Annotated in this window: 19 protein-coding genes and 1 pseudogene; 12 read left to right on the top strand and 8 right to left on the bottom strand. The window is 27.7% G+C overall.

The window, feature by feature from the left end; translation table 11 throughout:
• Nucleotides 1–62: 62 nt before the first annotated feature.
• The 4 genes from QZ306_RS07735 to QZ306_RS07720 form a co-directional block, all read right to left on the bottom strand.
• Complete coding sequence (locus tag QZ306_RS07735) at nucleotides 63–593, bottom strand: hypothetical protein (protein ID WP_295162756.1); 531 nt, start codon at nucleotides 591–593, stop codon at nucleotides 63–65.
• 1 nt (nucleotide 594) lies between these two features.
• Nucleotides 595–1,317 (bottom strand): hypothetical protein, encoded by a 723-nt coding sequence (locus QZ306_RS07730; protein WP_295162755.1) that lies wholly within the window; start codon nucleotides 1,315–1,317, stop codon nucleotides 595–597.
• Between the two features lie 661 nt (nucleotides 1,318–1,978).
• A complete protein-coding gene (locus QZ306_RS07725) occupies nucleotides 1,979–2,218 on the bottom strand; it encodes a DUF2442 domain-containing protein (RefSeq protein WP_295162753.1) in 240 nt (79 codons plus the stop codon).
• Between the two features lie 2 nt (nucleotides 2,219–2,220).
• Nucleotides 2,221–2,475 carry a DUF4160 domain-containing protein gene (locus QZ306_RS07720; RefSeq protein ID WP_295162751.1) on the bottom strand — a complete coding sequence of 85 codons (255 nt, stop codon included), beginning with the start codon at nucleotides 2,473–2,475 and terminating at the stop codon, nucleotides 2,221–2,223.
• Between the two features lie 492 nt (nucleotides 2,476–2,967).
• On the opposite strand from QZ306_RS07720, the gene QZ306_RS07715 reads away from it, so the two are divergent.
• Entirely contained in the window at nucleotides 2,968–3,915 is a 948-nt protein-coding gene (locus tag QZ306_RS07715; protein WP_295162749.1) for a DUF1848 domain-containing protein, read from the top strand.
• A gap of 161 nt (nucleotides 3,916–4,076) precedes the next feature.
• Here QZ306_RS07715 and fabD read toward each other — a convergent pair whose 3' ends face one another.
• Nucleotides 4,077–4,988: an ACP S-malonyltransferase gene (gene fabD / locus QZ306_RS07710; RefSeq protein ID WP_295162747.1), complete on the bottom strand. Its 912-nt coding sequence runs from the start codon at nucleotides 4,986–4,988 to the stop codon at nucleotides 4,077–4,079.
• A 225-nt stretch (nucleotides 4,989–5,213) separates the two neighbouring features.
• On the opposite strand from fabD, the gene QZ306_RS07705 reads away from it, so the two are divergent.
• The 3 genes from QZ306_RS07705 (at nucleotide 5,214) to QZ306_RS07695 (ending at nucleotide 9,595) form a co-directional block, all read left to right on the top strand.
• Nucleotides 5,214–6,095, top strand: a complete 882-nt coding sequence (locus QZ306_RS07705) for a cation diffusion facilitator family transporter (RefSeq protein WP_295162745.1) — start codon at nucleotides 5,214–5,216, stop codon at nucleotides 6,093–6,095.
• Between the two features lie 172 nt (nucleotides 6,096–6,267).
• Entirely contained in the window at nucleotides 6,268–7,683 is a 1,416-nt protein-coding gene (gene murD / locus QZ306_RS07700; RefSeq protein ID WP_295162743.1) for a UDP-N-acetylmuramoyl-L-alanine--D-glutamate ligase, read from the top strand.
• A 100-nt stretch (nucleotides 7,684–7,783) separates the two neighbouring features.
• Entirely contained in the window at nucleotides 7,784–9,595 is a 1,812-nt protein-coding gene (locus tag QZ306_RS07695; protein WP_295162741.1) for an ABC-F family ATP-binding cassette domain-containing protein, read from the top strand.
• Nucleotides 9,596–9,710: 115 nt separating this feature from the next.
• Here the strand turns inward: QZ306_RS07695 and QZ306_RS07690 are convergent, their stop codons facing one another.
• Genes QZ306_RS07690 through frr form a run of 3 tightly spaced genes read right to left on the bottom strand, consistent with a single transcriptional unit; the run spans nucleotide 9,711 to nucleotide 11,890 of the window.
• Complete coding sequence (locus QZ306_RS07690) at nucleotides 9,711–10,616, bottom strand: phosphatidate cytidylyltransferase (RefSeq protein ID WP_295162739.1); 906 nt, start codon at nucleotides 10,614–10,616, stop codon at nucleotides 9,711–9,713.
• A gap of 6 nt (nucleotides 10,617–10,622) precedes the next feature.
• The gene (locus QZ306_RS07685; RefSeq protein WP_295162738.1) at nucleotides 10,623–11,345 is read right to left on the bottom strand and encodes an isoprenyl transferase; all 723 of its coding nucleotides are present in this window, start codon (nucleotides 11,343–11,345) and stop codon (nucleotides 10,623–10,625) included.
• Entirely contained in the window at nucleotides 11,342–11,890 is a 549-nt protein-coding gene (gene frr, locus QZ306_RS07680) for a ribosome recycling factor (protein ID WP_295162736.1), read from the bottom strand. Before frr ends, QZ306_RS07685 begins: the two co-directional genes overlap by 4 nt.
• A 187-nt stretch (nucleotides 11,891–12,077) precedes the next feature.
• Here frr and QZ306_RS07675 point away from each other — a divergent pair, with 187 nt between their 5' ends.
• The 8 genes and pseudogenes from QZ306_RS07675 to QZ306_RS07640 all read left to right on the top strand — a co-directional run.
• Nucleotides 12,078–13,049 (top strand): type I phosphomannose isomerase catalytic subunit, encoded by a 972-nt coding sequence (locus QZ306_RS07675; protein ID WP_295162734.1) that lies wholly within the window; start codon nucleotides 12,078–12,080, stop codon nucleotides 13,047–13,049.
• Between the two features lies 1 nt (nucleotide 13,050).
• The gene (locus QZ306_RS07670; protein WP_295162732.1) at nucleotides 13,051–13,830 is read left to right on the top strand and encodes an ABC transporter ATP-binding protein; all 780 of its coding nucleotides are present in this window, start codon (nucleotides 13,051–13,053) and stop codon (nucleotides 13,828–13,830) included.
• Between the two features lie 30 nt (nucleotides 13,831–13,860).
• On the top strand, nucleotides 13,861–14,637 hold the full coding sequence (locus tag QZ306_RS07665) for an MlaD family protein (RefSeq protein WP_295162730.1): 777 nt from the start codon (nucleotides 13,861–13,863) through the stop codon (nucleotides 14,635–14,637).
• A gap of 37 nt (nucleotides 14,638–14,674) precedes the next feature.
• Nucleotides 14,675–15,580 carry an inositol monophosphatase family protein gene (locus QZ306_RS07660; protein ID WP_295162728.1) on the top strand — a complete coding sequence of 302 codons (906 nt, stop codon included), beginning with the start codon at nucleotides 14,675–14,677 and terminating at the stop codon, nucleotides 15,578–15,580.
• Between the two features lie 54 nt (nucleotides 15,581–15,634).
• Entirely contained in the window at nucleotides 15,635–17,050 is a 1,416-nt protein-coding gene (gene atpD / locus QZ306_RS07655) for a F0F1 ATP synthase subunit beta (RefSeq protein ID WP_295162726.1), read from the top strand.
• A gap of 76 nt (nucleotides 17,051–17,126) precedes the next feature.
• Nucleotides 17,127–19,973 (top strand): methyl-accepting chemotaxis protein, encoded by a 2,847-nt coding sequence (locus QZ306_RS07650; protein WP_295162724.1) that lies wholly within the window; start codon nucleotides 17,127–17,129, stop codon nucleotides 19,971–19,973.
• A 15-nt stretch (nucleotides 19,974–19,988) separates the two neighbouring features.
• Nucleotides 19,989–21,197 carry an OmpA family protein gene (locus tag QZ306_RS07645; protein WP_363322653.1) on the top strand — a complete coding sequence of 403 codons (1,209 nt, stop codon included), beginning with the start codon at nucleotides 19,989–19,991 and terminating at the stop codon, nucleotides 21,195–21,197.
• A gap of 228 nt (nucleotides 21,198–21,425) precedes the next feature.
• A pseudogene (locus QZ306_RS07640) lies at nucleotides 21,426–21,610 on the top strand (3-deoxy-7-phosphoheptulonate synthase); the annotation flags it as partial.

Raw genomic sequence — 21,610 nt, 5'->3', positions numbered from 1 at the left:
TCTTATTGTATTTTTATTTAAATATCTTAACAGTGCCAGCTGTTAAGATATTTCTTACAAAATTATTCTTTATTTTTTAGTATATTATTTTCTATTTCCATTCTTCCCAACATAGTTAAAGATAATTTACCATCTTCTTCTTTTTTTATAAATCCCCATTGTTTTCTTCTAGCATTACCTATAGCTTCTGGAAGATTAAATTTTATATTACCTAATACTGTTCTTAAAAAAGAGTATATGTAATCAATATTTATTCCATTTTTAAATTCATCTATATTGTTTTGAGTCCAATATATACTGATAATTACATTACTCATAGCACTATTTATATTTAAAGATTTATAAAAACTTATCCATTCGTTTATTTTATCATTTCCAAATTCTATATCTATATCAATAAAATTTATTTCTTTTTTATAAATTTTCTTTTCTTCTTTTTTTATTGTATTGTCAATTTTGTTAGATTTTATAATATCTTTTTGTGATATATTTATATCGTATTTTTCTGCTATCTTTTCTAATTCATCCATATCTCCGAATATTACTAATTCTGTAGAATTATTAATTTTGTGTTTTAATTGAAAAGTAGGCATTTTATTCTCCTTTTTTTAATTCATTTATAATATTTTTAATTTCTTTTATAATTGTATCATGATTTGTAGTATCATAGTTTATATTTATATTTATATTTATATTATAGTTGTTTAGATTTTCTTTTGCTATTGATATATTATTGTATGAATTATTTTCTATAGGCATTGATTTATTTTCTAAATCATTTTTCACTTCTTCAGATATTATTTTATATGTATCATCTATGTTATAAAATTCTAATATCGTTTCATTTTGTATATTTAAAAGTTTAGCATCTTTAAAAATTTCTAATAAAGTATTAGCTCCTATTTTTGAGTAGTTTATGTTTTGATTTGGAAAACAATTTATAATAGTAGTTAAGAAATCAGATACATCTAAATTTTTTTTATATTCTTGACTATACATAAAATCAGATAATTCTTCATTATTTTTTATTATTTGAACCCACATTTTTTGTATTTGAAAATCATTTTGTTGTTTATATGCTTTAGCTAATTTGACTCCTTTTTCAGTTATTATATATTTATTATTTTCATTTTTTTCAATAAGCCCGATTGAATATAAAAAAGCATTGTTTCTGCTTATAGTATCAGAATTTATAGATGTTAATTTTGATAATTCCTCTCTGTCTATAATTGTATTTTTATCTCTTTTATCTGAATTCATAATAATTTTTTTTAATTGTTCATAGGTTATTGTTGGTAATTTAAATCTAATATTCATTTTTTCTCCATTGAATTTTTTTGTCTATATTATATAATATACATAATATAAAGTTTTTAGCTTACATCATGTAATGTTATTGAAAAAATATCAATATGTTTACAGATTATGTAATTAGTATAATTGCATAAAAATATTTTGTCAAGTCTTTATAATAAAAAAAATCTATTTTTTTATTAATTTTTAATTTAAATAGAGTTTATTATATTAATTTTTTGTTTGATGTTGACTAATCAGCCGTATATTTTAAGTAGGTTATTATTTCAGTATAGAAGGCTTTAGCCTGCATTATTAATATAATTAAAATTTTTTTTGGTTCTTTTTATAAAAAAAGAACATTTATGCAATGCCTAAATTAAAGTTATCTTATTAGCTTGTAAATGCTTTTTGCTTCTTTTGTGCCACAAAAGAAGTAGTTTTTTGGTACTTTTTTCCTATGAAAAAAGTACAATCTTTTTCTAATTTTTCAAAAAAATTCTTGTTTGTAGTTTTATTCTTTAAAAAATGTTTGTTTAACTATAAGAGCGGGTTTGGATGGGTATTATATAAGTAAAAATTAAAAATTTTATAAGTTTTTATTTTTCATTTCGCTCGGTCAGGGTGTAGGTAATTAAGGTAAATTTTCAAAAAAATTATTTCTGGGTTAGTGTTGTAGTTAGTTTTATGCTTTGTAGTATAAAGTATTGCATGATATATCCAAATCATCGTTCCAAGAAATTCCGTATCCGCCAACATCTATTTTTACAAGATTAAATAAAGTCTTATCATTCAAAATTTCAAATTCTTTATGTTCAGAAATTAATTTTTTTATATCATAATATTTTATTTCTTCATTTTCAAATATTATTTCTAAAATGAGATTATCCAAAGCTTTAACATTTTTAATTTTATGGAAAGTCATAATTACTCCAAAGGTTCTAATTGCTTAAAGTTTTGAGTATTCCAGATATTTAAAAGTTCGTCTTGATTATTTTTAGCCCATTCCAATACAAGCGAACATGCTTTATTAGGTAAATCGCCTTCTATCATCTTTAATTCATTGATATTAATAACTCCGACATACTCACCATATATAGCATGAAAATGCGGAGGATTATGCTCTTTTTGCTGAAAATACATTTTTATAATGATACCATAAAATCTTGATATAATAGGCATTTTTAGTCCTTATTTTTTATAATTAATTTTAACATGCAGATTATTTTTTTACAATTAGTTTATTTTTGTTGATGCTGGCTAATAAGCTGTATATTTTAATTATGTTATTATTTTGGAGTAAAAGGCTTTAGCCTGCATTATTAATTTATAAATCAGGTCAAAAATCAATTATAAATAAGGTTTAGCCAGAAATAAATAAGGTTGAACCTTATTTATCATCTAACTTCTAAAAAAAAGAACATATTCTGTAATTTCTGTATAAATTACAATTTAAACTGGTAAATACAGAGAATTATCTATAGTTGTTTAAAGTTCCGTTATCAGCTTTAAATTATATATTAATTTTGATAATAATAGCATATAACTTTTCTAATTTTTTAAAAAATAATTTTAACTCTTAAAAAATTCTATTACTATACTTAAATAGTTGGATTAAAACTATTAATAATCAAATTGACATCTTAACTTGTAACTTATATAATATTTTATTAAATGATAATAAGTGCGAGCAGAAGAACAGATATACCTTCCTATTATTCGGAATGGTTTTTTAATAGAATTAAAGAAAAATATGTTTTGGTAAGAAATCCTATAAATATATATCAAGTCAGTAAAATAAATATTTCGCCTGATATTGTTGATTGCATAGTGTTTTGGAGTAAAAATCCTGCTCCTATGCTGGATAAATTAGATTTGTTAAAACATTATAAATATTATTTTCAATTTACAGTAACTTCTTATGGCGATGATACAGAGAAAAAAATACCTTCAAAAAATGATAAAATTTTTTATACATTTAAAAAATTATCTGATAAAATAGGAAGTAAAAAAGTTATATGGCGGTATGATCCTATAATGATCACTGATAAATATAATATTGATTATCATAAAAAATATTTTGAAAAGATAGCAGAACATTTGCATAATTATACAGAAAAGTGCATTATAAGTTTTATGGATATATATGAAAAAGTAAAAAGAAATATGAAAGATATAAATTTTTATGATATAAATAAAGATGAAAATATGATATTAGATTTAACAGAATTTATGTCTGAAGCTGCAAAGTCATATAATATTAGTATATACACCTGCGCTGAAATTATGGATTTGTCTAAATTCTGTATTTCTCATGGAAAATGCATAGATGACAAATTAATATCTGATATAGCAGGTTATGATATTAAAGCTGATAAAGATAAAAATCAAAGACTTCCTTGCGGCTGCATTGAAAGTTTTGATATAGGAGCATATAATACTTGTTTAAGTAAATGCATTTATTGTTATGCAAATTACAGCGATAAAAAGATTGATGAGATGCATTCAAAATATAATAATAAATCTCCTTTATTATGCAGCTCTTTAACATCAAAAGATAAAATTACTTATAAAAAAGTTTTTTCTTTTAAGAAGGCGGAGCCTCATTTAAATTTAGATTAATTTCTTTATTTAATATATATTAATATTCATATATAGAGCCTTAAGCAAATACGAAATACAGAGCATATTATATAAATCATCATTGCAATAAATAGCATATCCAAGAGCATATATTTAAAAATAAAAAACTGTTTTTATTAAGTATTAATATATAATAAAAATTATAAAGCTGAGTTTAAAGAATCAGCATCAAATACTGAAACTGCTTCTATATTCGGAGCGATTTTTTTACTCATTCCAATTAAAACTTTTCCAGGTCCGCATTCAAACACTTTTGTAACGCCTAATTTCTGTATATTAATCATACTGTCATACCATCTTACAGTTGAAAACATTTGCTTATAAAGATTTTCTTTTATAGTATTAAAATCATGAACTTCAGCTGTAACATTAGATAAAACTCTGTTATCATTATTATGAAGCTCTATTTTTTCTAAAAATTCTTTTAAACTGTCGGCGGCGGGTTTCATAAATGGAGAATGAAAAGCCCCGGATACTTTTAGAGGCAGCACTCTTTTAGCTCCTGCTTCTTTAAGTTTAGGAGTAACGGCTTCAATTGCACTTAGAAGTCCCGATATAACTATTTGATCTTTTAAATTATAATTAGCGGCAACAACCTCTTTATTTTCAGGCATACATTTAAAAACAGCATCATAGTCTAATCCCATAACAGCAGCCATACCATAAGGAGCATCGGCACCTGCTTTAGCCATAAGTAAACCTCTCGTTCTTGCAATTTTTACAGCATCTTCAAACGATATATAACCTGCAGCCGAAAGAGCTGTAATTTCTCCTAAACTATGTCCTGCAAATAGATTCCCTTTTATTCCTTTTGCCTTTAACGCTTCATAAACAGCTATGCCCACAGTAACCAAAGCAGGCTGAGTATTTTCTGTTTTTTTAAGATCATCTTCAGTACCTTCAAAACATAATGCTTTAATATCAACATCTTCCAAAATATTTGAAGCTTTATCAAATATTGCTTTAGATTCGGCTATATTATCATATAAAGATTTTCCCATACCTTGGCTTTGAGAACCTTGACCAGGAAATAGAAATGCTGTATTTGACATATTATTTATTCTCCTTAATTATTCATACTATTTATTTTGCATTTAAATTTTATAATATATTAACAAAAAAATTAACTTTTATCAAGATATTAACACTGTTTTGAAAGTTAAAGTGTTCTAATATGTAAATAGAAATTTATATTTGAATAATTGACATTTTATTAAATTTCTTATAAATTAATTAAATAGTTAAAATGCTTAAAAATTAAAATCTGAGGTTATAAAATGCATGGTATTAATAATGAAAAAAAATCAAAATATATGATAATAGAAGGATTGGTATCTGTTATTATTAATATATCATTATTTGCCTTTAAATATACGGTAGGAGTTTTTACAGGCTCATTATCTATTATAGCTGATGCATGGCATTCATTAAGCGATTGTATAAGTAGCTTTATTGTTATTATAGGCGGTATATTTTCTAAAAGGCCTCCTGATAAAGAACATCCGTTCGGACATGGAAGGATAGAGCTTATAACAAGTTTTATAGTCGGCATTATGCTTGTATTTATAGGATATAGTTTTTTCTATAAGGCTGTGCAGAATATTTTGGATAAAAAAACGGCTTCATTTACAGCAGCATCTGTAATTGCTATGATAGTATCTGTTTTAGTTAAGGAGTTTTTGGCTCAGTATTCTTTATGGGGGTATAGAAAATCAGGCTCTAAATCTTTATATGCCGATGCATGGCATCATAGAAGCGACAGCATTACATCAATAATTATATTGGCTGGTATTTTATTCGGTAAAAATTTTTGGTGGATAGACAGTGTTTTGAGTATATTAGTTTCTCTTGTAATATTTTATGCCGCTTTTGATGTTATTAAATCCAGTGTTAAGCCTTTGATAGGAGAATATCCTTCCGAAGATATTATAAAAAGTATTAACAATATAGCAAAAGAACTTAATATTAATAGCAATGATACTAATCTGCATCATTTTCATATACATACCTACGGAGATCACAGCGAAATAACTTTTCATATGCGTTTTCCTAAAGATATGACTGTTTTTGAAGCACATAACAGTGTAAGTATTTTTGAAAATGAAATTAAGGAAAAATTGAATATGGAACCTACAATACATATAGAAGCATATAAATAAAATTTTTTAATTTATATAAAAAATTATAATATTTATTACTTTGAATTTTAGAAATTGACTTATATTAACATTTAAATTTTTATTTATCTTATAATAAAGATATTATTTAAATTTATTATTCTTCTGTTATAATAGTTTATATAAACAGTACAATTTTCTATTTGGTGCGGCAATGATTTTTGATTTGAATAAAACATATATAGAAGTTCTTAAAAAACATAATATATTAATATTAGGCGCCTCTTTAAGAAGCGGAGTAAGTATAGCAAATATTTTATACAGTATTAACAGAGCTTTTAATACAGAAATAAAATATGCTTTAAGCGACAGTAAAACAGAGGATAAATTAAAAGAAAGCATAGAGGCATTGAAAGATAAAAATATAAAATTATTTTTTGGAAATCAGGATATATCCGTTTTAGATAATATTACTCTTATAATAATTTCTCCGGGAATTGCCCGTACTATATCTATAGTTGAAGCGGCTGAAAAAAGAAATATAGAAATTATAGGCGAAATAGAATTTGCTTATAATCTTCTGCCTAATAGAAATTATATAGCAGTAACAGGAACAGACGGAAAAACTACTACAGTTACATTAATTCATAAAATAATAAGTTCATATAAAAAATCAAGACTTTTAGGTAATGTGGGAAATACTTTTTCAAAGGAAGTTGAAACTATAGGAGAAGATGAAGATATTATATTAGAACTTTCCAGTTTTCAATTGGAGACTGTTAAAAAATTTCATGCTCATATAAGCGCAGTGCTTAATATAGCCGAAGATCATCTAGACAGATATAATGATATGGAGAATTATTTTAATACAAAAAAAAATATAAGCATTAATCAGAATGAAAATGATTTTCTTATAATTAATTATGATAATGAATATACTAATATTTGGTATAATGAACTAAATAATAACTGCAAAATGAATATTCTTACATTTTCTTTAAAAAGCAGATTATCAACCATATACTATAATGAAGAAGATGAATATATATACTATAAGAATAAAAAATTATTTTCTATAAAAAAAAGAAAAATACTTGGAAATCATAATATAGAAAATATACTTGCCGCCGTTTTAATATGTTTAAAAAATGGTATACCTCCTTATCATATAGAAAAAACAGTGAATGATTTTCAGGGAATAGAGCATAGAGTTGAACTTACAGCTGTTATTAATGGAGTAAGATATATCAATGATTCTAAAGCTACATCAATGAATGCCGTAATGAGCGCTTTAAAATCTTTTGATAAAAATATCATACTTATAATGGGCGGGAGAAATAAGAATATAGATTTTACTCCTTTAAATAATATTATAAATATCAGAGTAAAAAAACTTATTCTTATCGGAGAGGCTGCGGAGGCTATTGATAATATGATTCATTTTGAAAATAAGATTATTATAAAAGATTTTACAGATGCTTTTAATTATGCTTCAAATACTGCTGCTGAAGGCGATACTGTTTTATTATCTCCGGGCTGCGCTAGTTTTGATATGTTTAAAAATTATGAAGACAGAGGAAAATATTTTAAAAGCTTGGTTTATAAATTAAATAATACTGCAGAAGAATAATATCATAATTTAACTGTATTATTTTGTTTTTATATTTGAATAATTTTATATTTTATTATAAAATTACTTTCTGATAAATAATAAAAAATATTTAAATAAAATGGCTAAAAGTATTATAAGTATAGTAAATATATCTAAAAGATTTGTTCATAAAACATTGCTTGATAATGTGAGTCTGCTTATAGAAGAAAAGTCTAAAATAGGTATGATAGGAAGAAACGGGGCAGGCAAAACCACGCTTTTAAAGATTCTTATGGGGATTGAAGAACCAGATGACGGAGAGATAATATTTTCCGATGATGTAAGAATAGGTTATTTGCGCCAGCATGGAGAGTTTGACGAGAATGAAAAAGTGATAGATTATCTTACAAGAGTTACATCTAAAGAGACTTGGAAATGCTCCAAAATAGCGAGTAAATTTGGAGTAGATCATATAAAAATTAATTATAATTTAGGAAGCTTATCAAGCGGATACAGAATGCGCATAAAACTTGCAGAAATGATGCTTTATGAACCTAATTTTTTAATATTAGATGAACCTTCAAACTTCTTGGATTTAAATACATTGATAGATTTGGAAAATTTTTTAATTGATTATAATGGAGGTTTTTTAATAGTTTCTCATGATAGGGAATTTTTAAAAACTACATGCGAGAAAACTATAGAAATGGAAAACTCTAAAATTACATATTTTCCAGGAAATATAGAAGATTATTTTGAATATAAAGAAGAAAAAGAATATACAATAAAAAAATATAATAAAAATGTGGAAGAGAGAAGGGCTCATCTTGAAAGATTTATTGAAAGATTCAGATATAAAGCAACAAAGGCAAAAGCTGTGCAATCCCGCATAAAGCAGATGGAAAAATTAAAAACTATAGAAATAACACACCCTGCAAAAAATGTAAAAATAAAGCTTCCAAATATGCAGGAAAAAAAAGGTTTTGCCCTTATTTCAGATAATTTGGCTGTAGGATATGAAGATAAAGTAATTGCCGAAAGCGGAAGAATAGAAATAGCTAGAGGAAGCAGGGTAGCTGTTCTAGGGCAAAACGGAGAGGGTAAAACTACTTTTTTAAGAACTATAGCTGGAATACTTAATCCTGTATTTGGAAGCTATAATTATTCATACGGCATAAAGATAGCATATTTCGGAGAAGATACCTATAAGAATGTAACTTCAAATGATACGGTTTTATCATATTTAAAGAGACATGCCAGACAGGGATTATTAACTCAGGAGCTTTTAACTTTACTTGGAAGTTTTTTATTTTCAGGAGATGATGTTAATAAAGATATTAAAGTTTTAAGCGGAGGAGAAATTGCGAGACTTTCTCTTTTAGCTGCGATTACTCAATGCGCCGATGTTCTTATTTTAGATGAGCCTACCAATCATTTAGATTTTGAAACCGTAGAGGCTCTTGCATATTCATTAAGAGATTACGGCGGAACAATATTTTTTACTTCTCATGACAGAACATTTGCAAGTATGCTGGCTGATACTATTATAGAGGTAAAAAATAAAAAACTCTCTCTTTATTCAGGTGATTATGAGGCTTATGTTTACAGTGTCCGTTTAGATTCTTTGGAGAAAGAAAAAAAAGAATCGGAATATAAAAATAAAAATAACTATAAAGAAAGCAATAATGCTGAAGATAAAAATAATTATGAAGATAGAAAAAAAATTAAAAATAAACTTTCTAAATGCGAATCTATGCTTAAAAAATATGAAAATCAGTTAGAAGAGTACAGAAAAGAGGAGAAAGATATATTAAAGTTTTTTGAAACTTCTTCAGATTATGATGATGATAAGAGCAGAAGACTTCTTGAAGTAAAAAGATTAATAGAAGAAACTGAAAATGAATGGCTTTTGACTAATGAAGAGATAGATAATATAAAGTCTGTATTATAATAATATTGCAGTATAGTTTACAGCATATAAATAATTTAAGATATTAAGTTATTATTTCTGATAAAAATTGATTTATTATTGCTATTATGCATCCTATGCCTTATTACAGCTTTTATTATTGCAATAATAGAAATACATAGTATGATATGGGTGCGGTTAATATTACGCTGTCAAATATATCAAACACTCCTCCATGTCCAGGAAATAACTTGCTTGAATCCTTAGAAGCATACATTCTTTTTATAAGGCTTTCTCCCATATCACCGAGAAAACCTGTTACAGTGAATATTACAGTTAATAATATCGTCTGCAGTAAAGAAAATGAAGGTATATTTTTACCCAATAGATAAGTCAAATATCCATGCGAATATAAAAAATAGTATAATACTGCAAGCGGTATTGTGAATATAAACATACCGACAAGACCTTCATAGCTTTTATTAGGAGATGCGCTGTTTGATAGTTTATGTTTTCCTATTTTTCTGCCCATTACATATCCTCCTGTATCGCTGAACCAAGCGCATAGCAGAATAAAAACTATATAGTATTTACCGCTAGGCATAAAACGCATAAGAGATATATGCCATATTCCTAATCCTACATATATAAAGCAAAAAACAGCAGTTAATATAGCTCTTCCTTTTTCTTCAAAAGTAGATACATTAACTTTAAATGTATTTATAATAAAAAGTGCAGCTATAAGGGCAAAAACCATTACCAATAATAAGTCCATAGAAGGATGCTTTGTTTCTACTATTTTGTAGAGATTGGAAAAATCTCCTTTAAATAAATTTAAATTGCATATGGTAATAATATACCCGAATACCATTGCTATCATAGTTGTAATAATTGTTCTTAAATTTTTTTGTCTGTGAACTTTAGCCATATAAAATATTTCTGATGCGCTTAGAATTGATATTGATAATATAAGAATATGAAACATATAAATAACTTTATCATAAAACATTACAATAAGGAATAAAGGCAGTGTTAAGCCTACAGATAGCAGTCTTTTTTTCATAATTTTTTATAGACCTCCATATCTTCTGTTTCTGCTTGAATATGCTTCCACAGCTTTTTTAAAATCTTCTTTTGAAAAATCAGGCCATAATATATCTGTAAAATACAGTTCGCTGTATGATGCCTGATACATTAAAAAATTACTTAATCTTGATTCTCCTGAAGTTCTTATTATGAGATCCGGATCTGGAATATCTTTTGTATATAAATAATTTTTAATAAAATCATCGTTAATATTTTCTATATCTATTTTATTATTTTTTAAATCAATGCATATATTTTTTAAAGCATTTTTAAGTTCGTCTCTGAAGCCGTAATTCAATGCCAATATTACTGTGAGTCTAGGATCTTTGCATTTTTCAGAAGTTTCATTTTCAGTTTCTTCTATAGCAGTTATTGTATCTTTTGGAAAAGCTTTAATATCGCCTATATGCTTTACTAAAATATTATTTGAAATCAGCCTTTTAATTTCTTTTTTATAGAATTCTTTTAATAGTTTAAATAATGCTTTTTTTTCTTCTTCAGGTCTTTTCCAATTTTCTGTGGAAAATGCATATAGAGTTAAATATTTTATTTCAAGCTCGCAGCAGACCTCAACTATATTAATTACATTCTCGCTTCCTGCTCTGTGTCCGAAACTTCTGCTTTTATTATGAGTTTTAGCCCATCTTCCGTTACCGTCCATAATTACAGCCACATGTACAGGTATATTCGGTTCATCTTTAATCATATAGTATCTAATTCTTTTTCTTTTATGATTATCATTTCATCAATTTTTTTAATATAAGAATCAGTTTCATTTTGTATTTTTTTCTCTTGCGACTTTGATTCGTCTTCAGTGATATCTTTATCTTTTAATTCTTTTTTTATTTTATCATTTTCATCTCTTCTTATATTTCTTACAGCAATTTTAGCTTCCTCTCCTCTATGTCTTACTCCTTTTTTTAATTCCTCTCTTCTTTCTTTGGTAAGTTCCGGAACTATTATTCTTATATTTCCACCGTCATTAAAAGGATTAAAACCTAAATCTGCTTTCAATACGGCTTTTTCTATGTCTCCTATTAAATTTTTATCAAATGGCTGTATCATAATAGTTTTTGAATCGGGAGTAGATACATTGCCTACCTGTTTTAACGGCATACTGCTTCCATAGGCTTCCACTTTTACTCCGTCCAATATTGAAGCATTGGCTCTTCCAGTTCTTATACCTTTTAAATCATTTTGCAGACTTGAAATAGCTTTTTCCATTCTGTCTTTATACGATTCTTTTGACATAGATAAAACCTCTTTAAAATATTTTACTACAGTTGATTATAATTTAATATATTACTATTGTCAAATATAATTTAATATTTTATAAAAAAATTGTATATAATTGATTATAGAAAATATCATAAAAATAATATAATATTTTAAGTTTTGGTATATTGAATTATTTGTTTTATCTTGTATAATGATCGCTATGTATTTACTAGAGTTTGATGAAATATATAAAGAAGTTATTTGGGGCGGCAATTCATTATATGCGTCATATTTCAAGCCTTTTGATAAAAATAAAACTATAGGAGAAAGCTGGGAAATTTCGGATTTGCCTGATTACAGCAGCATAGTGTCTAACGGAGTTTTTAAAGGAAAGACTTTATCATGCTTGGTAAAAGAATTTGGAAAAGAACTTTTAGGCACAAAATGCAAGAAGAATTATTTCCCATTATTAATAAAATTAATAGATTCAAAGGATAAATTATCAATACAAGTTCACCCTGATGAAGAATATGCACTAAGAAAACATAATAAGCATGGTAAAAATGAAATGTGGTATATTCTGGACAGTTCAAAGGATTCAAGGCTTCTTATAGGATTAAAAGAAAATATTTCAAAAGAAGATTTAAAAAAGGCTTTGGATAATAAAGATATTATAGAAAATAAATTTAACTATTTCAGTATAAAAAGGGGAGATGCTTTTTTTATACCAAGCGGATGCATTCATGCCATATTGGGAGATGTTATTTTAGCAGAGATACAAACTCTAAGCGATATCACATACAGGCTTTATGATTGGAACCGAACAGATAAGGAAGGAAAATGCAGAGAACTTCATATAGAAGATGCATTTAATGTTATAAAAAATATTGATGCTTTTAGTTTAAAATCAAATAAGAAAAATAAATTTAAGAATGAAAAATTAGAAATTAATAATTTATTTTCTAATGAATATTTTACAGCAGAAGAGTGCATAATAAATCAGGATTTTTTTTCAAATACTGATAAAGAAAGTTTTCATATAATAATTGCAGTTGAAGGAATAGGAGTTATAAAGTCTGACAGCAATAATATAAAGCTTCATAATGGGAAAACAGTTTTAATTCCTGCAGGCTTGGGCAATTATAGTATAACAACAGATGATGCTGTAAAAATTTTGAGGGTGTATTTATAATATGGATTATATTATAGAACTAAAAGATGTCTATAAGGCTTTTGGTCAGCAAAAAGTTCTTAATGGTGTTAATCTTAAAGTTAATAGAGGTGAAATATTATCCGTTATAGGAAATTCGGGATGCGGAAAAAGTGTTCTTATAAAACATTTAATAGGATTGCTTCAGCCAGATTCAGGTACTATACTTGTAGACGGCTCCGATATTAATCAGATATCCGATAATGAGCTTACAGAGGTAAGAAAGAAATTTGCTATGGTATTTCAGGGAGCTGCTTTATTTGATTCTTTAAATGTGTATGAAAATGTAAGTTTCGGGCTTAGGAGAATAAAAAAAGATATGCCTGAAGATAGAATTAAAGCTAAAGTTGCGGAAGTGCTGGATATGGTTGGAATGCCTAATATAGAACATAAGATGCCGTCTGAGCTTTCTGGAGGAATGAGAAAAAGAGTCGGATTGGCAAGAGCAATAGCTATGGATCCTCAGATACTGCTTTATGATGAACCTACTACAGGGCTGGACCCTGTTATGTCAAGAGTTATAGATGATTTAATAATAAAAATGCAGAATCTATTAAATGTTACAAGTATTGTTATAACTCATGATATGACAAGCGTGTTTAGAATGTCAGACAGAGTTGTTATGCTTTATAAGGGACAAATTATTGAAGGCGGAGATCCTGATCATTTGGCTGAAATTGAAAATCCTCATTTAAAATTTTTCTTTATGAGTAGCATAGCTAAAAAAGGCGAAGATATAGAAAGTATTAGACCAAAAGATTAAATATATTTTAATTAATTTAAGGAAAAAACTATGAAAAATAAAGTAAAATTAGGTATATTTTTTATTGCCACTTTTGTAATATTTATAGCTTCAGTTATCTTATTAGGTAATATAAAATTAAAGGGTGACGGATACAGACTCTATGTGGATTATGTGTTTATCGGCGATTTGCAGGAAAACGGTAAAGTTTCATATAGAGGAGGCGGAATACAAATAGGGTTTATTGAAAAAATAAATATTAATGATGATGGAACTATTAGAGTAACTTTATTTATCACGGATAAAAAAGTAGTAATTCCGCAGGGAACAAAATTTTCTATACAAACTGTAGGTTTGGGATTAGGCGAAAAGTATATAATGGTATCGCCTCCTACAATAAATACCACAGGTATGTCAAGCATACCTCCTAATACTATAATAAAAGGAGTTGAGCCTTTCAGTATAGAAACTACTTTAGGTTCAATAGGAGATATAGGCAAAGATTTAAACTTTCAGGAATTATCGCTGATGGTAAGCAATTTGTCTCGGACTATCAATCTTATTTCGGATGTTATAGGAAGCAATGAGGTTAATATAACTAAATCTATTTCTAATGTAAGCGATACTTTATCTTATGTTAATAATATATCAAGAGATTTATCTTATGTCATTAATGATATAGAAACTGGAAAAGGTGTAATAGGGGCAATAATGAAAGATCCTAAACTGCATACTAATGTTTCTGAGATAATTGATAATTTAAAAGTATTTACAGGTAAAATAAAGGATAATCCTTCAGCATTGATTTTTAGAGAGCCTTTGGATTAACAGTTAATTATATTTTATAATTTAATCGGAGTATAATATGATAGATGACATTATTGGGTTATTATTAAAGAGTTTTTCTCCAAAAAAGAAAAAATCAAAATTATCGGATAAAGAAATAAAATACATAAATGCAATGAAAGAAATAAAAGAGTTTTCAAAGTCAAAATTAGACAGGGCTTTAAAAGATGCCGAATATATAGCTGTTAAAGCAGGAAGATATTCTTTAAAATATTTCGGACATCCTAAAAATATATCTAAAAAAGGTAAAACTGATTTGTTCACTGAAGTTGATTTGAAAAATGAAAAAATTATTAGAGAATATTTACTGAAAAAGTATCCTAAATTCGGATTTTACGGAGAGGAGTCTGACAGTAATGATAATAAAAAATTTACTTGGATAGTTGATCCCATAGACGGCACAAGCAATTTTATACATGGCTATCCTTTTTACTGTGTATCAATAGGATTGGCTTATAATGGAATACCTATACTTGGAGTAGTTTATGCTCCTTTAACGAATACTGTTTATAAAGCTCATGTAAAATCTAAATCCTATAAAAATAATAAGGTTATTAAAGTAAGCAGCAGCAATAAACTTATAGAGTCTTTAATAATAACAGGTTTTTACTATAATGTAAGTGTTGATGATGATTTTCTGCATGATAGAATGGTTGATTTTGCAAATATGTCAAGAAGAAGTTTAGCATTAAGACGAGACGGTTCGGCAGCTCTTGATATATGTATGGTTGCAGAAGGAGCAGCAGACGGATTCTTTGAATACGGACTTTCGCCTTGGGATATATGTGCAGGAACTGTAATATTAAAACAGGCAGGCGGTCTTGTAAGCAATATAAAAATGAAAGATTATGATATTTTTTCTAAATCACAGTATATAGCTACTAATAAAAAAATACATAAAGAGATGATTAAAGTACTTGAATAAGTTTATAATAGATATAAAATATATAAAACTGATTTTTAATTTAAGGAATACTTTATGATGGCAGAAGGAAAAAGAGGTAAAGTAGTTCAGGTTGTAGGTTCAACTTTAGATGCAGAATTTGAAGAAGGACATCTTCCCGATATATTAAATGCTCTTTATATAGATAAGGAGATAGAAGGTGAGAAAAGACATATAACCTGCGAGGTACAGCAGCATTTAGGAGGAGGAAGGGTAAGAGCCATAGCATTAGAATCTACAGACGGCATATCAAGAGGAGACGATATATTTGACAGCGGTAATCATATAATGGTTCCTGTAGGAAATGAAACTATAGGAAGAATATTTAATGTATTGGGTAATACTGTTGATAAAGGAGGGCCTGTATCTGCTAAAGAGTACAGATCCATACATGCCGCACCTCCCAAATTTGAAACTTTGGAGCCTAAGCTTGAAATTTTTGAAACAGGTATTAAAGTAATAGACCTATTGGCGCCTTATATTAAAGGCGGTAAAACAGGACTTTTCGGAGGAGCAGGAGTAGGGAAAACGGTTCTTATTATGGAGCTTATACATAATATAGCAAGCGAATATGGAGGATATTCCGTATTTGCAGGAGTTGGAGAGAGAACCAGAGAAGGCAATGATCTATGGTCTGAAATGAAGGAATCGGGGGTTATTAACAAAACTTGTATGGTTTATGGTCAGATGAATGAGCCTCCAGGAGCAAGATTAAGAGTTGCATTAACAGCTTTAACTATGGCAGAATATTTCAGAGATTCCGCTGGACTTGATGTTCTTTTATTTATAGATAATATATTCAGATTTACTCAGGCGGGGAGCGAAGTATCTGCATTGCTTGGACGTATGCCTTCGGCTGTAGGTTATCAGCCTACTTTGGCAACTGAAATGGGATCTTTGCAGGAGAGAATCACATCCACTAAAAACGGATCCATTACTTCTATACAGGCGGTTTATGTACCTGCTGATGATCTTACAGATCCTGCACCTGCCACAGCTTTTACCCATTTAGATGCAACTACTGTATTATCAAGAGAAGTAAGCGAAAAAGGTATTTATCCTGCTGTAGATCCTTTGGCTTCAACAAGCAGAATATTAGATCCTAATATATTGGGACAGGAGCATTATGATGTGGCAAGAAAAGTTCAGCATATACTGCAGAGATATAAGGATCTGCAGGATATTATTGCCATACTTGGAGCAGATGAAATTTCTGAAGATGATAAAATAATAGTATCCAGAGCCAGAAAAATAGAGCAGTTTTTAAGCCAGCCTTTTTTTGTAGGGGAACAGTTTACAGGACTTCAGGGAAGATATGTAAAATTAGAAGATACTATAAGAAGCTTTAAAGGAATATGCAACGGAGACTATGATGGCTTGCCTGATCAGGCTTTCAGATTTATAGGCTCCATAGAAGAAGCTGTTTCTAAGGCTAAGACTATGTCCAATTAATGATATTATTTCTAAATAATAATAGTATTATACCGATAAATTTAACAGTATAAAAATATTTTATAGGTTGTATTATATGGTTTTTCAAGTAAATGAAGACAGACTTAAAAAAAGATTGAAAATTTATTTACCGATCAGTTTCTTGATTATGTCCGCTATTTCTGTTGGTTTATATTCTATTTTGTTGAAGACGATTTACGAGCTTTCAAATTCATTAAGAGGATATATATATTTATTTATTACCGCATTAGCTTTAGGTATAGCCATTAGTTTATTTTTCGACTGCTTAAAAATAGAAAAAGGAAAATATATACCTTTAGGTATTATATATGTTGTAAAATCAGGAGCTGCGGTGTTTTTTGTGGCTGTATTATCTTATTCAATCTATATAATAAACGGAAGCATTACATTATTTGAGATTATTAATATAAGGCTTATAATGGTTATATTTTTAATCAGTATGGCTATGGGAGTTTCTTCAATATTTTTTAATCTTTTAGTAAGACCATTATATAAGAAAAGTGGAAAAAAAGAATATCATTTGCCTATGATATATAATTTTTTTCCTGTATCTATAGCTACAGTAATTTTTATTGTTACTTTAATTAATGGTATGCATTATAAGGCTGAAAAAAATTATGATATGGAATATGATATAGCTTTGAAAAAAGGATATGCTAATGATTTTATTAATGAAATATCGGATTCCATTAATCAGTATATTGACATTTCAGAAGATATAGCTTCTTATATGAATTTAATAAATGCAAACGGATATTCTTTAAATAATTATGCAGATTTATTGTCATTATATTTAAGTACAAGATATGCCAATGATAATAATATATCATCATTTTCCGTATTTATAAGAGATATAGAAAATATTAATATCAACTTAAATAAAAACACAATTAATAATTTATTTTTTAATTGGAGATATGATATTAATAATTCTGTTAATATTGAAACTAATTCCAGAACCAATATATCCGAATATTATTTTTCAAGACTTATATCTGAGACTAATTCTTTAATAGATATTTTTCAGGATTCTTCTAATTTTTATATTTATTCTCCTATTTTATTGAATAATATTAATATAGGATTTATTGCTTTGGAAGTAAAAAGTTCTATATATCAGGATATTTTAACATATACAGTTTATAAAAATAATTTGGATATTTTTATAACAGACGATTTATATTCTATAAAAGCTTATAATAATCCTGCATTAATTGCTTCTATGCAAAGAGATTTAGAAAGCAGTATTCTTGGAGGCGAGATTAAGGATATCAGAAATAATAATTTAAAAAGCAGAATAAGCAATGTTAAAATAATTAATAATTCTAATAGATTTTTTATTAAATATTCTCTTAATAATTTAAATATTATAAATGTTTGGCAGTATAAAAGCGCTTATCAAAATCATTTATTCAGAAGCATAATAGTAAAATCTTCAGCTGCAATATATATAGGATTATTATCATTTTTAATAGTTATATTGGCTTTGATACTTTCGCTTAGAAAAACTTTAGTATTTGCTAAAAATATTTCAGAAGCTTTGAGCGAAGGAGAAGGAGATTTAACTATAAGACTTCCTATAATAAGCAATAATGAATCGGGAGAATTAGTTCATTCATTTAATAAGTTTTTGGATAAGGTAAAAAATATTATTGTAAGCGTAAAAAATAATGCTTATACATTAACAGGAAATATTCAGAATATGAGAGCTTCCATTAGTATAAGCATAAGCGATTTTAATACCATATATAAAGAGTTTGAAACTCAGCTGTCAAATTCAAGTAAAATAGCTGAATCATCTGCAAATGCTTCCAGAGTAAGTTTTATGCAGAGAACCAGATTTACAGCTGTTAATGAAACCGTTCAGTTGTTGCTAGATAATATTAATGATATCAATAATAAAATGAAACTGCAGTCTGATGCTGTTTCTAAAACAAGCAGTTCCGTACAGCAAATGATGGCAAACATTGTTACTGTAAGTCATGGAGCGGCTAAAGCTAATGATTATGCTAAGATACTTTATACCGAAGCGCAGGACGGAAGCAATATAGGTGAATCTGTTGTTGATTCCATTCAAAGCATTAAAGAATATTCTAAGCAAATTACAAATATTACTAAGGTTATACATAATATTGCCGAGCAGACAAACCTTTTGGCTATGAATGCAGCAATAGAGGCGGCTCATGCGGGAGAACATGGACGGGGATTTACAGTAGTTGCTGATAAAATAAGAAAATTGGCGGAGGATACGGGTGAGAACTCAAAAATAATTAATGAGATTATTGAAGAAACTACGCAGGCTGTGGATCATACCGTATCTTTAGCATTTAAAAGCTCCGAATCTATGGAAAAGATTTTGGAAGGTTCAAATACTCTTGCGGATCTTATATCCACTATATCGGGTGCTAATGATGAGCTTGATGTTGGAAGAAGAGAAATACTTATGAATATAAGCAATTTAAATAATATTACTGAAGATGTTCAGGAGCTCTCTCTTAAGCAGATGCAGATGAGTTCTGCTGTAAGTCAGAATATATCAAGCGTTGATAAATTAGCTGAAGATGTTGTTAATGTAGTTAATGCTACCGAAACAGAGATGAAAGAACTTGTTGCTTCTATAGAAAATGTTTCCAATCTTTCAAATACAAGCAGCAGTAATATGGAAACTATGGATAAGAGAATTAAAGAGCTGCAGTATATATTTCTTCAGCTCTATAAACTAGTTATTTCTTTTAAAACTGAGAAAACAGATGAGGATATTGCAAAAGAAAAAGCTAGAGCTATTAAAGTGGATAAAGTAAAATTAAAATTAGAGCGCAAAGCCGAAAAAAATAGAATTAAAGAGGAAAAGAGAAGATTAAAAGAATTAAAAAGAGAAAGCAGCAAGCTAATAAAAAAATGAAATTATTTTAATATTATGAAAAGAGCTTTTATTTTTATATTAATATTTACGCTTTTTTTTAGGGCGGCGTACTCTGAAGCAATGCATAAATTTTATTGGAATTTAGAAAAAGGAAAAAGAATAGAATCTGTAAAAACTGCAGATGTGGAATATTATGAGAACGGAATACTTAAAAGAACCTATAAAGAAAGAAATATTGTTGATTTAACTGTTGCGGCTATTGCCCCTAAAGGCGGATACAGGGTAATAGGCGTATTTAAAATTTTCAGAATGATGAAAGGAGAAAAAGTTTTTCATCTTGACGAAGAATATACAAGCGATTTTATAATTCATACAAATGGAAGATTTGAAGTGCCTTATAATTATTTTATGCCTAATGTAAGACATATACCTACTTTTCCTGATAATGAAATTAAAGTTACGCAATCATGGAATAGAGAATCTGTTGAAATTATAAAGGTAAGCGATGCTCCGAATCTTACTATGGCATTATCTTCCGATTATTTATTTGCCGATATTGAAACTAATGACAATGGAAGCAGAAATGCCGTTATACAGTATCATATTATGACAGATAAAGATTTGCTTCAGGCGGGACTTTCAAGAAAGGGTTATCCTGAAAGAATATACGGATTCAATTACGGTACCCTTCTTTGGGATATGGATAAAAATATTCCCGTATCTCAGCAGGAAAGATATCAAATATTATTCGGATATGGAAAATATTTATCTTATGCCAGTTTGCAGTATAAAATGAATATAATAAGTTCATATAAAGTTTATGATTCCATTACAAAAGAGGAAGAATATTATAATAGAAAAAAATTAGAAGATAATCTTTATAATGACAATAATGTTACTATAGACACCGTTGATGAAGGATTAGTATTGAGGCTTGGAGAGATATTATTTGATACAGATTCTTATACATTAAAACCTGAAGCAAAAAATACAATAGATAATATTATAAAAGCCGTTAAAGAAACTTATCCAGATAGAGAAATTATAGTGGAAGGTCATACGGATAATACAGGAAAAAAAGAATATAATCATCAGCTATCTGAAAACAGAGCAAAATCTGTTGCCGATTATATACTTCCTAATCTCGGACATGATAAATTATCATATAAAGGATTTGCTGATGATGAGCCTATAGCGTCTAATGATACTGCAGACGGAAGAAGGAAAAACAGAAGAGTTGATATTATAATTAAATTAAGATAGAACTTCAATATAATTTTTTATCAGACTATAATTCTTGACTTTTTTATTTATTTATATATAATAAACTCCTATGAAATATATTATTATTTTTAATAATTTTAAAAGCATCTATGCTTATTATCTCTTTTATTACGGCGTTTAGCGCGCCGAAGTATCTATTTTTCTAATCATTAAGTACAAACATATATATTTAATTTTTTATAATAATTTTTTAAGGAGTATTATATAATGATAGTTGTAATGAATCAAAATGCAAAAGAGGAGCATATTAACGGTATTATAGATAGACTTAAAAATGCAGGTCTTGGTATAAATAAAAGTGTCGGAATAGATTATACTGTAATAGGAATGGTTGGTGATACTTCAAAGATAGACAGAGAATTAATCTCCTCTCTTCCTGGAGTATCCAAAGT

This window comes from uncultured Brachyspira sp. (assembly GCF_910588665.1).
Lineage (GTDB): Bacteria > Spirochaetota > Brachyspiria > Brachyspirales > Brachyspiraceae > Brachyspira.
The sequence above is the reverse complement of the archived record's forward strand: the minus strand, read 5'-3'. Positions and strand labels throughout refer to the sequence as shown.

Bases quoted from the DNA above. Each gene is read 5' to 3' on its own strand.
- QZ306_RS07735 (WP_295162756.1), bottom strand. From the start codon at position 593: ATGCCTACTTTTCAATTAAAACACAAAATTAATAATTCTACAGAATTA.
- QZ306_RS07670 (WP_295162732.1), top strand. From the start codon at position 13,051: ATGGATTATATTATAGAACTAAAAGATGTCTATAAGGCTTTTGGTCAG.
- murD (WP_295162743.1), top strand. From the start codon at position 6,268: ATGATTTTTGATTTGAATAAAACATATATAGAAGTTCTTAAAAAACAT.
- QZ306_RS07645 (WP_363322653.1), top strand. From the start codon at position 19,989: ATGAAAAGAGCTTTTATTTTTATATTAATATTTACGCTTTTTTTTAGG.
- QZ306_RS07660 (WP_295162728.1), top strand. From the start codon at position 14,675: ATGATAGATGACATTATTGGGTTATTATTAAAGAGTTTTTCTCCAAAA.
- QZ306_RS07725 (WP_295162753.1), bottom strand. From the start codon at position 2,218: ATGACTTTCCATAAAATTAAAAATGTTAAAGCTTTGGATAATCTCATT.
- QZ306_RS07690 (WP_295162739.1), bottom strand. From the start codon at position 10,616: ATGAAAAAAAGACTGCTATCTGTAGGCTTAACACTGCCTTTATTCCTT.
- QZ306_RS07715 (WP_295162749.1), top strand. From the start codon at position 2,968: ATGATAATAAGTGCGAGCAGAAGAACAGATATACCTTCCTATTATTCG.
- QZ306_RS07705 (WP_295162745.1), top strand. From the start codon at position 5,214: ATGCATGGTATTAATAATGAAAAAAAATCAAAATATATGATAATAGAA.
- QZ306_RS07695 (WP_295162741.1), top strand. From the start codon at position 7,784: ATGGCTAAAAGTATTATAAGTATAGTAAATATATCTAAAAGATTTGTT.
- QZ306_RS07675 (WP_295162734.1), top strand. From the start codon at position 12,078: ATGTATTTACTAGAGTTTGATGAAATATATAAAGAAGTTATTTGGGGC.
- QZ306_RS07685 (WP_295162738.1), bottom strand. From the start codon at position 11,345: ATGATTAAAGATGAACCGAATATACCTGTACATGTGGCTGTAATTATG.
- QZ306_RS07720 (WP_295162751.1), bottom strand. From the start codon at position 2,475: ATGCCTATTATATCAAGATTTTATGGTATCATTATAAAAATGTATTTT.
- fabD (WP_295162747.1), bottom strand. From the start codon at position 4,988: ATGTCAAATACAGCATTTCTATTTCCTGGTCAAGGTTCTCAAAGCCAA.
- QZ306_RS07650 (WP_295162724.1), top strand. From the start codon at position 17,127: ATGGTTTTTCAAGTAAATGAAGACAGACTTAAAAAAAGATTGAAAATT.
- QZ306_RS07665 (WP_295162730.1), top strand. From the start codon at position 13,861: ATGAAAAATAAAGTAAAATTAGGTATATTTTTTATTGCCACTTTTGTA.
- atpD (WP_295162726.1), top strand. From the start codon at position 15,635: ATGATGGCAGAAGGAAAAAGAGGTAAAGTAGTTCAGGTTGTAGGTTCA.
- frr (WP_295162736.1), bottom strand. From the start codon at position 11,890: ATGTCAAAAGAATCGTATAAAGACAGAATGGAAAAAGCTATTTCAAGT.
- QZ306_RS07730 (WP_295162755.1), bottom strand. From the start codon at position 1,317: ATGAATATTAGATTTAAATTACCAACAATAACCTATGAACAATTAAAA.